General features: G+C 69.4%; 10 protein-coding genes. 3 read left to right on the top strand and 7 right to left on the bottom strand.

Annotated elements, in window-relative coordinates; all coding sequences use genetic code 11:
• Positions 1 to 42: 42 nt before the first annotated feature.
• Positions 43 to 3,552, top strand: a complete 3,510-nt coding sequence (dnaE, locus tag QRD43_RS18820) for a DNA polymerase III subunit alpha (protein WP_285984045.1) — start codon at positions 43 to 45, stop codon at positions 3,550 to 3,552.
• Between the two features lie 181 nt (positions 3,553 to 3,733).
• Complete coding sequence (locus QRD43_RS18815; RefSeq protein WP_285984044.1) at positions 3,734 to 5,038, top strand: patatin-like phospholipase family protein; 1,305 nt, start codon at positions 3,734 to 3,736, stop codon at positions 5,036 to 5,038.
• On the opposite strand, the gene QRD43_RS18810 is transcribed toward QRD43_RS18815, so the two are convergent.
• Together QRD43_RS18810 and msbA are read right to left on the bottom strand one after the other, a co-directional pair.
• Positions 5,010 to 5,300, bottom strand: a complete 291-nt coding sequence (locus QRD43_RS18810; RefSeq protein WP_285984043.1) for a ComEA family DNA-binding protein — start codon at positions 5,298 to 5,300, stop codon at positions 5,010 to 5,012. The two genes, QRD43_RS18815 and QRD43_RS18810, sit on opposite strands and share 29 nt — an antisense overlap.
• Positions 5,301 to 5,367: 67 nt before the next feature.
• Entirely contained in the window at positions 5,368 to 7,158 is a 1,791-nt protein-coding gene (msbA, locus tag QRD43_RS18805) for a lipid A export permease/ATP-binding protein MsbA (RefSeq protein WP_285984042.1), read from the bottom strand.
• A 64-nt stretch (positions 7,159 to 7,222) separates the two neighbouring features.
• On the opposite strand from msbA, the gene QRD43_RS18800 reads away from it, so the two are divergent.
• The gene (locus QRD43_RS18800) at positions 7,223 to 8,365 is read left to right on the top strand and encodes a glycosyltransferase (RefSeq protein ID WP_285984041.1); all 1,143 of its coding nucleotides are present in this window, start codon (positions 7,223 to 7,225) and stop codon (positions 8,363 to 8,365) included.
• A gap of 68 nt (positions 8,366 to 8,433) precedes the next feature.
• Here the strand turns inward: QRD43_RS18800 and QRD43_RS18795 are convergent, their stop codons facing one another.
• From QRD43_RS18795 to QRD43_RS18775, 5 genes are read right to left on the bottom strand one after another with little or no spacing between them, the layout of a single operon-like run.
• A complete protein-coding gene (locus QRD43_RS18795; protein WP_285984040.1) occupies positions 8,434 to 9,450 on the bottom strand; it encodes a glycosyltransferase family 2 protein in 1,017 nt (338 codons plus the stop codon).
• 7 nt (positions 9,451 to 9,457) lie between these two features.
• Positions 9,458 to 10,531: a glycosyltransferase family 32 protein gene (locus QRD43_RS18790; protein WP_285984039.1), complete on the bottom strand. Its 1,074-nt coding sequence runs from the start codon at positions 10,529 to 10,531 to the stop codon at positions 9,458 to 9,460.
• Positions 10,528 to 11,274, bottom strand: coding sequence for a glycosyltransferase (locus QRD43_RS18785; protein WP_285984038.1), 747 nt, complete (start codon positions 11,272 to 11,274; stop codon positions 10,528 to 10,530). Before QRD43_RS18785 ends, QRD43_RS18790 begins: the two co-directional genes overlap by 4 nt.
• Positions 11,274 to 12,422 (bottom strand): lipopolysaccharide assembly protein LapB, encoded by a 1,149-nt coding sequence (gene lapB, locus QRD43_RS18780; protein ID WP_285984194.1) that lies wholly within the window; start codon positions 12,420 to 12,422, stop codon positions 11,274 to 11,276. The genes QRD43_RS18785 and lapB overlap by 1 nt, the downstream gene beginning before the upstream one ends.
• Positions 12,412 to 12,705 carry a LapA family protein gene (locus QRD43_RS18775; protein WP_285984037.1) on the bottom strand — a complete coding sequence of 98 codons (294 nt, stop codon included), beginning with the start codon at positions 12,703 to 12,705 and terminating at the stop codon, positions 12,412 to 12,414. Before QRD43_RS18775 ends, lapB begins: the two co-directional genes overlap by 11 nt.
• Between the last annotated feature and the right edge of the window lie 72 nt (positions 12,706 to 12,777).

Here is a 12,777-nt window from a genome sequence, read left to right as displayed (position 1 = left end):
CCGTGGGGCGAAAGTGGGGCGGCGGCTCTCTACAATCCGCCGATGGCCTTTGTTCACCTGCGCACCCACACCGAGTTCTCCGTCGTCGACGGCACCCTGCTGATCGACGATGCTGCCGCCGCCGCCGCCAAGGACGGCCAGGTGGCCCTCGCGGTCACCGACCTCGCCAACATGTTCGGCGCCGTCAAGCACTACAACGCCTGCCGCAAGAAGGGCGTCAAGCCCATTCTTGGCGCGGACTGCTGGGTCGAGGCGGAGGTGGCGGACAAGCCGCCGCACCGTCTGCTGCTGCTGGTGCAGAACAAGACGGGCTATCTGAACCTCTCGGAGCTGCTGTCCCGGGCCTGGATCCAGGGCGTGCAGCGCACGCAGGCCTGCCTCAAGCCGGAGTGGATGCAGGAGCTCAACGAGGGGCTGATCTGCATTTCGGGCGCTCAGATGGGCGCCATCGGGCAGGCGCTGCTCGTGGGCGACCAGGCGCGGGCGCGCGACTGGGCGACCAGGCTGTCCGCCATCTACCCGAACCGCTTCTATCTGGAGCTGCAGCGCGCCGGCCTGCCCGGCCAGGAGGCCGTTGTCGCCGCCACGGTGCCGCTGGCGGCCGAGCTGGGGCTGCCGGTCGTGGCCACCCACCCGGTGCAGTTCCTGACCGAGGAGGACTACGACGCCCATGAGGCCCGCGTCTGCATCGCCGACGGCGAGACGCTGGCCAACCCCAAGCGCGTCAAGCGCTTCCTGCCGGGCCAGTTCTTCCGCTCGCAGGCCGACATGGAGGCCCTGTTCGCCGACATCCCCTCGGCGCTGGCCAACACCGTCGAGATCGCCCGACGCTGCAGCCTGTCGCTCGTGCTGGGCAAGCCGCAGCTGCCGAACTTCCCGACGCCCATCCTGGATGACGGCCAGCCCATGCCCATGGACCGCTACTTCCGGGAGCTGAGCTTCGAAGGGCTGGAGTTCCGCCTGCAGCAGCTCTTCCCGGACGAGGCCCGGCGCGAGGCCGAGCGGCCGCGGTATGTGGAGCGCCTGGAGTTCGAGCTCGCCACCATCATCAAGATGGGCTTCCCGGGCTACTTCCTGATCGTGGGTGACTTCATCCGCTGGGCCAAGCAGAACGGCTGCCCGGTGGGCCCGGGCCGGGGGTCCGGTGCCGGTTCGCTCGTCGCCTACGTGCTGCTGATCACCGACCTCGACCCGCTGCGCTACAACCTGCTGTTCGAGCGTTTCCTGAATCCCGAGCGGGTCTCCATGCCCGACTTCGACATCGACTTCTGCCAGGGCAACCGCGACCGCGTCATCGACTACGTCAAGGACAAGTACGGCCGCCCCGCCGTGAGCCAGATCGCCACCTTCGGCACGATGGCGGCCAAAGCCGCGCTGCGCGACATCGGCCGCGTGCTGGGCATGGGCTTCGGGCATGTGGACTCCATCGCCAAGCTCATCCCCGCGCCGCCCGGCAAGACCGTGACGCTGGCCAAGCTGCCGCCGGATTTCGATCCGGAGAAGTCCAAGGTCATCTACGCGCGCCACGAGGCGCCGGAGATCGAGGAGCGCGAGCAGCAGGAAGAGGAGGTGGCCGAGCTGCTGAAGCTGGCGGCGCGCGTCGAGGGCATGGTGCGCAACATCGGCATGCACGCCGGGGGCGTGCTGATCGCGCCGGGGCGCATCACCGACTTCTGCCCCATGTACCAGCAGCCGGGCTCGACGAGCGCGGTGAGCATGTACGACAAGGACGACGTCGAGGCCATCGGCCTGGTGAAGTTCGACTTCCTGGGCCTGGCCACGCTGACCATCCTGGAGCTGGCCAAGAACTTCATCGTGGCCCGGCATGCGGACCGCCAGGACTTCGACTTCGTCAAGGTGCCGCTGGACGACCGCAAGACCTTCAAGCTCTTCGGCGACGGCCTCTCGGAGAGCGTGTTCCAGTTCGAATCTCCAGGCATGCAGCGTCTGCTGAAGGATGCGCGCCCCTCGCGCTTCGAGGACCTGATCGCCCTGGTGTCGCTGTACCGCCCCGGTCCCATGGACCTGATCCCGTCCTTCGTGGCCCGGAAGCACGGCAAGGAAGTCATCGAGTACCCGCACCCGCTGCTGGGCCAGGTGCTGGAGGAGACCTACGGCGTCTTCGTCTACCAGGAGCAGGTGATGCAGGCGGCCCAGGTGCTGGGCGGCTACAGCCTCGGCGGCGCCGACATGCTGCGCCGGGCGATGGGCAAGAAGAAGGCCGAAGAGATGGCCATGCACCGCGACCTGTTCCGCAAGGGCGCCGCGGAGAAGGGCATCGACCAGCCCAAGGCCGACGAAGTCTTCGACCTGATGGAGAAGTTCGCGGGCTACGGCTTCAACAAGTCGCACGCGGCGGCCTATGCCCTGTTGTCGTACCACACGGCCTGGCTCAAGACGCATTTCACGGCCGAGTTCTACGCCGCGAACATGACCATCGAAATGGACGACACGGACAAGCTCAAGGTCCTGCTGGAAGATGCCAAGCTCTTTGGCATCGAGTTCCAGCCGCCTTGCGTGAACCGGGGCGTCTATCGCTTCGAGCCCATCAGCGACAAGCTCGTCAACTACGGCCTCGGCGCCGTCAAGGGCACGGGCCAGGGCGCCATCGAGGCCATCCTGCGGGCGCGCAAGGAAGGCGGGGCCTTCAAGAGCTTCTTCGATTTCTGCGCCCGGGTGGACCGCAAGGCGGTCAACAAGCGCGTGGTGGAGGCCCTGATCAAGGCCGGCGCCTTCGACCTCATCGAGCCGGACCGCGCCCGCCTGCTGGCCAGCGTGGTCCTCGGCTACACCTACGCCGACAACCTGGCGGCCAATGCGGACCAGGGCGGGCTCTTCGATTTCGACGACACCCATGGCTCCTCGACCGCGGAGCCGGAGCTGGTGAACGCGCCCGACTGGAGCATCAAGGAGAAGCTGAGCCTGGAGAAGACCGCCATCGGCTTCTACCTCTCCGGCCATCTCTTCGATCAGTCCGGCGAGGAAGTGCGCCGCATGGTGCGCCGCCGCATCGCGGACCTGCAGGACAGCCGCGAGCCGGTGGTGGTGGCGGGCATTCTCTCGGACATGCGCATCGTCAACGGCAACCGCGGCAAGGTCGCCATCTTCAAGCTGGACGACAAGACCGACGCCATCGAGGCGGTGGCCAACGAGGAACTGATCAACAGCGCCAAGGGCCTGCTGGCCGAGGACGAGCTGCTCATCGTCTCCGGCAAGGTGCAGAACGACCGCTTCTCCGGCGGCCTGCGCATGAATGTGCAGGCGGTCTGGGACCTGGCCGGTGCCCGAGCACGCTTTGGCAAGTTCCTGCGCCTGGCGGTGAACGGCACGGTGCCGCCGGTGCAGGAGGTGGTCAAGACCTGGCCCCCGAAGGTCATCCAGACCGAGCAGGGCACGCTCACGCAAGGCCTGGGCTTGCGCCTGAGCCTCCAGCGGGAGGGCGCCGTGGCCGAGCTGGAGCTGGGTGACGCCGGCAAGTTCTGGCCCTGCGACGAGGCCCTGGCGAAATTCGCCGGGCCCAAGGGCGAGCCGGTGCAGATCAGCTACGAGTGAGGATCACGGCGGGGTGCTGACGGACGCTGCCCGGCGGGGCCGGGTGTGGCGGCTGCGGCCGGGTCCCCAGATTTAGGGGACTTCGCGACACCTTTCGCTGGCTTGCCGCAGGCGCTTGCTGCGATGATCAGTGCCACAGGGGCCCGCCATCTGGCGCCGGCTCTCTGTGCGGAGGTTCTTCTTGAGCGCCACTGCCCACTCGCCCCATGCCGTGCCCCGCACCGGCCTCATCCTCACCGGAGGCGGCGCGCGTGCGGCCTACCAGGTCGGGGTGCTGGCGGCCATCGCCCAGCTGCGGCGCGACGCGGGCGTGCAGGGGGCCAATCCCTTTCCCGTGATCGCCGGCACCTCGGCCGGCGCCATCAACGCGGCCACGCTGGCCTGCCAGGCCGACGAGTTCGATGCGGCCGTCGACGGCCTGGTCCACATCTGGCGCCACATCCATGTGGAGCAGGTCTATGCGGCAGACTCGCTGGGGGTGATCCGCACCGGTGCGCGCTGGATGACGATGATGAGTCTCGGCTGGGCCCTGGCGCGCTGGCGCCGCACCAAGCCGCGCAGCCTGCTCGACAACGACCCGCTCTCCCACCTGCTGCATCGCTGGATCAACTTCGAGCGCCTCGATGCCATGCTGGACAGCGAGCACCTGGACGCGCTCGCCATCAGCGGCTCCAGCTACACCTCCGGCCAGCACGTCACCTTCTACCAGACGCACCGTCCCTACGAGCCCTGGCTGCGTTCGCAGCGCATCGCCGTGCGGGCGAAGCTCGGCATCGAGCACCTGCTGGCCTCCTCGGCCATCCCCTTCATCTTCCCGGCCCAGCAGCTGGAACTCGATGGCCAGCTGGAATGGTTCGGGGACGGCTCCATGCGGCAGAGCGCGCCGATCTCGCCCGCCGTGCACCTGGGCGCGGATCGCGTGCTCGTGATCGGCGCCGGGCGCATGCATGAGCCGCCCGGGCGGCGCGTGACGCTGGTGGAGGGGCATCCGTCCATGGCGCAGATCGCGGGGCATGCGCTGTCCAACATCTTCCTGGACGCGCTGGCGGTGGACGTGGAACGGCTGCAGCGGATCAACAAGACCCTGGCCCTGCTGCCGCCCGCGGCGCGCGAAGGCACGCCGCTGCGGCCCATCGACGTGCTGGTGATCGCCCCCAGCCGGCGCCTGGACGACTTGGCGGCCGAGCATCAGGGCAGCCTGCCGGCGCCCATCCGCGCGATGCTGCGCAGCGTCGGTGTGGCAGGCGAAGGCAAGGGGGCGACGGGCTCGGCACTGACGAGCTACCTGCTCTTCGAGCCGTCCTTCACCATGGACCTTGTCAACCTCGGCATGGCGGACACCCTGGCGCGGCGCGGCGATGTGCTGCGCTTCTTTGGCTGGCCCGCTCAGGCGCAGCGCAACGACCCGGCGCGCCTGCGCCGCGGCGGCGACCGGCCAGCCGAGGCGGCGCGCGAGGTCAGGACCGAGGCACCGACGCCGGTGTGAGCGGGGCGTCGGGCTCACCGGGCGACACAAGGGCCCGCCCGTTCACGCGCAGGCCGGCGTCCGAGAGGCGCCGCCGCAGCCTCGGCCCCATCCCGCGCACCCGCTGTGCCAGGTCTTGCCAGTCGGCGAAGGGCGCGTCTTCGCGTGTCGCGAGCAGCTGCGCGGCCAAGGCCGGGCCGAGGCCGGGCAGGGACTCCAGCTCCGCGCGGCTGGCGCGGTTGAGCTCCAGCGTCGACGGGGTCAGGTCTTGCGCAGGGGCCATGCCGATCGGCAGCAACGCCAGCGCGGCGAGCGCTCGCAGCAGCCGTCGCCGCCTGCGCGCGGGGGGCTCAATGCTGGGCGTGCACCATGCCGGCATAGAGGCCGTCCTGGGCCAGCAAGGCCTCGTGCGTGCCGCTCTCGACCACGCGGCCCTGGCTCATCACGTGGATGCAGTCCGCATGGCGGATGGTCGAGAGGCGATGCGCGATCACGATGAGCGTCTTGCGGCCCTGCCACTGCTCGAGGGCCTGCTGCACGGCGCGCTCGCTCTCGGTGTCGAGTGCCGAGGTGGCCTCGTCGAAGACCCAGATCGGCGCTTCCTTGTACAGCGCCCGGGCGATGGCGAGGCGCTGGCGCTGGCCGCCGGAGAGCAGGCTGCCATTGGCGCCGACGGGGCAGTCCAGCCCCTGCGGCTGCTGGCAGACGAAGTCCCAGAGATGCGCGGCGCGCAGCACCTGCTCCAGGCGGGCGTCGTCACGGGCCTGGGCGTAGGCGATGTTGTCGGCAATGCTGCCGTCGAACAGCACGATGTCCTGGGAGACGACGGCGAACTGCCGGCGCAGGCTGGCGCGCGTGTGTGCGGCGATGTCCGCGCCATCCAGCAGGATGCGGCCCTCCTGCGGGCGCGCGAAGCCCAGCAGCAGCTGGATCACCGAGCTCTTGCCCGCACCTGACGATCCGACCAGTGCGATGGTCCGCCCCGCGGGGATGTCGAGGTCCAGACGGTCCAGCGCCGGCCGGTCCGCGTTCGGGTAGCGCAAGGTGACCGCCTGCAGTTGCAGCGCGCCCCGGCAGTCCTTGAACTCGGCACTGCCGCTGTCCTGCTCGCGTGGGGTGTCCAGCAGCTGCAGGCAGCCCTGGGCGATGACCAGGCCGTTGATGATGGGCTGGCTGACCTCCGTGAGGTGGCGCAGACGGGACGTCAGCAGCAGCAGGGCCGTGATGAAGGCGCTGAACTCGCCCACGCCCGTGTGAGCGCCCCGGGCCTGCAGCAGGGCCAGGCTCACGATCACCGACAGGCCGATGCTGGCGACGAACTGCGACAGCGGCTGGGCCGAGGCATTGGCCGCGGCCGTCTTGAGGGAGGCGCGCTGGGCCTCGCGGGCCAGCTGCTCGAAGCGCTGCCGCTCGTGGTCGGCGGCGTCGAAGCTGCGCACCACGCGCCAGGCGCGGCTGATGTCCTCCACCTTGGCCACGAGGCTCAACTGGGCGTCATAGGCGGCGCTGCCCATGGCGCGCACGCGCTTGCTGACGCGGCTCACGACGAAGCCCATCACCGGCGTGGTGACCATGGACAGCAGGGTCAGCTGCCAGTTCAGGTAGAAGAGGTAGCCCAGCATCGCGAGCGCGGGCAGGCCGTCGCGCAGCATCGTGATCACGCTGGTGGAGAGGCGGTCCATGATCTGCTGCGGGTCGTTCACGACCTTGGACACCGCCACGCCGGATTGCAGGCTCGTGTAGACCGAGGCATCCGCCTGCAGCAGCGCGTCCACGAGGCTGAGGCGCAGGCGCATGACGGTGCGCGAGCTCGTCCAGTTCAGCAGGTACTGCCCGAGGAAGCTGAAGATGCCGCGCAGGATGAACAGGCCGATCAGGACGACCGGCACCCACCCGATCGCGAACGCGTCCGCCCGGAAACCATCGCCGAACACGCGCTGGATCAGGGCCGGGATCAGCGGCTCGGTGGCCGCGGCCCCTAAGTAGGCGAGCATCGTCAGCGCCAACCCCCAGCGCTGGGGCCAGAAGAAGGGCAGGAGCCGCCGCGCCGTCTGGCGCAGGCCCGGCGTCGAGGCGCTGGCCGTCAGGGGCAGGCTATCCAGGGGCTGAGGATGGGGAGCGGAAGGCGGGCTTGCTTGCATGTGCTTGCATTGTCGCTGCGAATACCGATCGCCTTGGCTTGACGGCCCTGCCTATACTGTTCGCATGTCGGATGTTTCTTCCTCTTCGTCCAAGCCCTTCACCCGCTCCCTGCCCATCCAGGAGCAGGTGGTCATGCACTTCGTCACCGGGGGCTTCTCCGGCGCGACGCAGGTGGCCGTGGATCTGTGCAACGCCGCCAAGACGCCCAACAGCGGCATGCGGGCGGTGCTCGTGCTGCGTCGTAAACGCAACACTGATGCCAAGCGCCTGCTGGACCTGCAGGAGCGCGGGATCGACGTCCATGTGGTGCCGGGGTGGTCCCACACGGCGACGGTCTGGGCGCTGTACCGTCTTTGCAAGCAGATGAAACCGGACGTCCTGGTGGCACACGGCTTCAGCGACCACATCTGGGGCCGGCTGGCGGGCTGGCTGGCCGGCGTCCCGACGCTGGTGCATGTGGAGCACAACACCCGTGAGCGCTACAACCGCTGGCGGCTCATGCAGTCGCACTGGCTCGCCAAGCACACGGCGCGCTTCATCGGGGTCTCCGAGGGCGTGCGCCGCCGCCTGGTCGAACTGGGCTTCCCGGAGGAGCGCAGCTACGCGATTCCCAACGGCATCGATCTCTCCAAGTTCCCCGAATCCAAGATTCGCGGCTTTGCCCAGCGCCAGGCCTGCATCGTGATGTCGGCCCGCTTCGCGCGGCAGAAGGACCAGAAGACGCTGATCCGCGCCGTGGCGATCCTCAACCAGCGCGGCCTGAAGTTGCCGCTGCTGCTGGCCGGCGCCGGCAAGGACGGCTACCGCAAGGAGTGCGAGGACGAAGTCCATCGCCTGGGCCTGGAGAAGCAGGTGCAGTTCCTGGGGCACCACTCGGAAATGCCCAAGCTCCTGATGAACTCGGCGGTCTTCGTGCTGGCGACGCACTGGGAAGGCATGCCGCTGGCGCTGGTCGAGGCCATGGCCGCCGGCTGTGCTTGCATCGCCTCGGACGTGCCGGGCGTGGAGGGCGTGATCGAGCATGGCCGCACCGGCCTGCTGGTGCCGGAGTCGGATCCGGCCTCGCTGGCCCTGGCGCTGGAGCGCGTGTTCAGCGAATCGGGCCTCGGCCCCCAGCTGTCGCAGGCTGCCCGTGCCCAGGCCGTGCAGGCCCACGGCCTCGACCTGATGCGTCTGCGCTACCAGGCGCTGCTGGCGTCGATCTGAGGCGCAGGCGAGCCGCGGCGGCGGGCCGTTTCATGGAGCTCCAGGCCCATCCAGGGCTGCGGAGCTCGTCAGCCGGGCCTTGGCGTCGCTGCGCTGCGCGACAGCCAGTGACGCAGACGCAGCGCCCGCCACCACCATCCGCGCCGCAGGTACTGGGCCATCAGGTCATCCAGGGGCATGCACAGCGCGGCGAGGAAGGCCTGGCAGTAGTGCCCCATCCGCTCGGCATCGCTCTGGCGGCTCGCAAAACGGACGGCGCCGATGAAGCTGCGTGCCGCGAAATGGGAGGCGGCGAAGCGCACGCCGGCCTCCGACTCGCTGTAAGGGTGCAGCCGCTGCGGCAGGTCATGCAGCGCCCGCATCATGTCATCGGTCTTGTTCAGCGAGGCGCCTGCCAGGATGCTGCCGGCGCGCTGCCGATAGCCGATCCAGACCTCCGGCACATGGATATGGCTGCGGGCGCGCATCGCGAGGTCCGGCGTGCTTGCCATGTCCTCGAAGGTGCGCCCGACGGGGAAGCGCAGGTCGTCGCTCCACAGTGAGCGGCGGGCGACCTTGCTCCAGCTGTGCAGATAGCCCAGCTCGAGCAGGCCGGTCAGCAGGCCAGGGGTGTCAGTGAGAGGTGCGTTCGAGGGTCCGGCGAAGGTGCGGACGTGCTGCTCGCCGCGCAGGCGGTGCTTCAGCTTGGGCTGCGCCCGCAGATAGGCGAAGTCGCACAGCACCAGATCCACCGGCTGGCGGTCGAGCGTTCGCCGGAGCGAGGCGATGGCCCCGGGGGTGAGCACGTCGTCGGAGTCCAGGAACCAGACGTAGTCGCCGCGTGCGGCCTCGAGGAGGTGGTTGCGTGCAGCGCTGAGGCCCTGGTTGCGCTCATGGCGCAGCAGACGGGCGTCCAGCTCGGGATGGCGCTGCAGCCAGTCCTGCGCCAGGGCCGGCGAGGCGTCGGTGGCGCAGTCGTCCAGCAGCAGCAGCTCGACGCCGCGCAGGTCCTGACTGCCGATGGAGTCCAGGCAGGCAGGGAGCCATTCGGCGACGTTGTAGACCGGCACCAGCAGGCTCAGCCAGGGGGCGGGGGCAGTGCTCATGTCGGGGTCAGTTCAGCTGTCGGGGCAGGGTGGGGAGGTAGCGGGCCAGCAGGCTGCCGGGGCGCAGCGGGCGCTTGCGCAGCTGGGACTCCAGCGTGCGGCGGTCATTGCCGCGCAGCTTCACGAGTGCCGGCACGCGCCGGGGCTCCCGCATCAGCGCCAGCCGGACGTACAGATGCCGCTTCTTCCAGGCCAGGGCCTGCTGGAGGGCAAAGGCACTGTCCTCGGCGCGCTGCAGTTGCAGTCGGTAGCGTTCGGCGCCGGCGTCCAGCAGCGAGGAGGCCGCCACGTGCATGATGAGGTACTCGTGCAGGCTGGGATCAATGGCCTGGATCACCCGCTCGAAGCGGCCAGTGTCGCGCAAGGCCTGCAGATAGCGGGCCTCGCCCATCTCGAGGGCGCGCACGAACTCGGCATTGAGATCGGCCATGAACCGGCTGCCTGGCACCGCGGCCAGGAACCAGTTTTCGACCATGGGCTGATCGATGCGGCGGCTCAGGCGGTCGATGTAGAAGCCGACGAACTCGGCACGGCTGCGCGCCTGCTGCTCATGGACCCAGTCCAGCGGGCCGGTGAGCACCGTGGAGGCGTCGATCCAGATCCCGCCATGCGCCTGCAGCAGCTGCAGGCGCAGCCAGTCGGCCTGGCGGAACGGGGGCAGGCGTTCCAGCAGCGCGGTGTCCGTGCCCTCGGGCAGCCAGGGGCGCAGCGTCGCGGGCGTCAGGAAACGCAGCTCGTGATCCGGGGCCTGGGTGCGCCAGTTGTCGGCGCACGCCTGAATCAGAGGCGGCAGCGTGTCGCTGTTCCAGTAGCTCCAGAGAACCCGGGGGATGGCGGAGGCCGTGGCGGACGTCGATCCCGAGGCCAGACCGGGCGCGGCATCGGGCGGTGCCTCGGCGCGCGCACCCGCGGCCGCGCCGATGGCCCGCCCGCCCAGCGGCGCGGCGCCGCCCACGAGCAGGCTGCGAACCTCCGTGGGCGCCTGGGCGCGCAGCAGGCGCAGCAGCTCCCAGCCCAGGGCCAGCAGCACGAGCGCCAGCAGGCCCAGGGGCAGGAGCAGCAGCCCGGTGGCGAGCGTCATTCGCGCCAGTGGTCGGCGATCCAGGCCGCCGGCTTGGCCTTGCGCCAGTTGCCGTTGCTGCGGCCTGCCAGGGCGTCCGGCGGATTCATCACGCCGTGGAAGATAAGGATGCGTGCGCCCTGGGGAATGTGCGGCGGCTTCCAGTAGTTGCTGGGCCAGGTCGGGATGCAGTGGTACTTGTAGCTGGCGCACCAGGCGGCGTCCCAGTACTGAAGCTTGCCCTGCTGATGGATCTCGTCGGAGAGGTAGGCCTGCTCGTTGCGGAACTTGGCGCGGATGGCCTCGTGCTCGCGGCGGAACTTCGCCAGCACGTCAGCGTGGGCGCCGAGCTGGAAGCGGTAGACCGAGGAATTGCCAGTGATGCGCCAGGGCCGCTTCCAGTCATGGATGATGAGGAACTCGCCCGGCACCTCGAAGAAGGGCGTGATGTCGTCGACGATCACGACATCAAGGTCGAGAAACAGCGCCGTGCCCTGCAGGCCATGGAGATCGGCTTCGAAGGTGGTGAGTTTGGTCCAGCCGCGCTCCGGAATGCCGGCCGGCAGCTTCAGCTCGGGGATCGGCAGGCATTGCACTTCCGGGCGGATGCCTTCGCTGCGGTCGGTGAGGCACACGAAGCGGAAGGGGCCTTGCAGATGCCGTGCCACCATGCCGTAAAGGCGATTCACGTACTCGGGGCCGTACTTGGTCCCCCACTTCATGCACAGGATGACGCGATCGCTCGCTGCTTGGGAAGGGCTCATCAGAGTTCCTCGACGTGGCGAGGCGGGTAGGTGTCCCAGTTGAGGCAACCAGGGCACTGCCAGAAATAGTGCTGCGCTTCAAAGCCGCAGGCGGCGCAGCGGTAACGCTGCAGGGGGCGGACGGCCTTGTCCAGGGCGCCGGCCACCAGCGGGGCTTCGTCCTCACTCAGCCGGGACTGCGACTGTGCCAGCAGGGCACGAGCAGCAGAGAGCGCGGGCTCAGCCTGCAGATGCTGGCGCAGGCGGCGGCGCTGGGCCTCCCCTTCCGGTTCCAGCAGCGCCAGGGCCTGCAGCAGGTGCATGCTGGGATGGCGCTGGTACTGGGCCTGCAGCGCTCCCAGGGCTTCCGCCTGCCGGCCGGTCTGGGCCGCCGCCTGGGCGTAGTCGCGGGCGACGAGGTTGAAGGACTCCGGGTTGACGGCCAGCAGCTCGGCGTAGGCGGCCATGGCCTGCTCGTGCTGCTCGCGCCGGCTCAGCAGCTGACCGGCCAGGACGTGGGCGCGCGCGGACTGCGGCGCCACCTGGCGGGCCTCGGCAAGCAGGGCGTGCGCCTCGGTGTCCTGGTTGCGCGCCTGGGCCTCGAGGGCCTGCTCGCAGAGGTAGTGGGCGATGCGTGAGGCGAAGGAGCCGGTGCCGCCCTGTTCCAGGTGGCGGGCCACATCGGCGGCCTTGCGCCATTCGCGGGAGCGTTCATAGAGCGACAACAGGGCGAGCTCGGCCTCGCTCTCGAAGCGCGTGCCCCGCAGGGCCGCGAAGGCTTCCTCGGCGCGATCGAAGAGGCCGGCCTTGTAGAAGTCCTGGGCGAGGGCGTGCTGCGCGCGGTCGCGCTCGGCCTGGGGCAGATCACCCCGCTGCAGCAGGTGCTGGTGCACGCGCACGGCCCGCTCGTACTCGCCTCGGCGGCGGAAGAGATTGCCCAGCGCAAAGTGCAGCTCGGAGGTGTCGGGGTCGGCCTGCACGGCCTCGATGAAGGCATCGATGGCCTTGTCCTGCTGTTCGTTGAGCAGCAGGTTCAGGCCCTTGAAATAGGCCTTGGGTGCGTCACGCTGCTCGCGCTTCCATTGGCGGGAGTCCAGCTTGGAGGCCAGCCAGCCAAGGGCGAAGACCAGGGGCAGGGCGACGAGGAGGGCGCTGAGTTCAAAGCCCATCATGCACGCCCGGCGTGGCCAGGGGGTCAGGGGTTGCCAGGGTGCTCTGCTGGGCCTCGATCTGGCGCGTGGCTGCGCGGCGGTGGCGCCACCAGGCCGGTACCATGGCCAGCACGCCGAAGGCACAGCCGAGGCCAAAGCTCAGCAGCACCACGATCACCAGTGGCGAGTGCCAGGCATGGCCGAAGAACCAATGCACGGCAACCTCCTGGCTGTTGTTCAGCGCGAAGGAAAACAGGGCGAAGAAGATGAAGGCCCAGAAGAGCCGGACGATGAATCGCATCGTGGCGGATTCTAAGGGGCGAGGGCGGGGGCGTCAGCCTTGGAGGCGGCGCGGCTCGCAAAGTCTGAGGAG

It is taken from the genome of Roseateles subflavus, from assembly GCF_030285365.1.
GTDB lineage: Bacteria > Pseudomonadota > Gammaproteobacteria > Burkholderiales > Burkholderiaceae_C > Roseateles_B > Roseateles_B subflavus.
The sequence above is the reverse complement of the archived record's forward strand: the minus strand, read 5'-3'. Positions and strand labels throughout refer to the sequence as shown.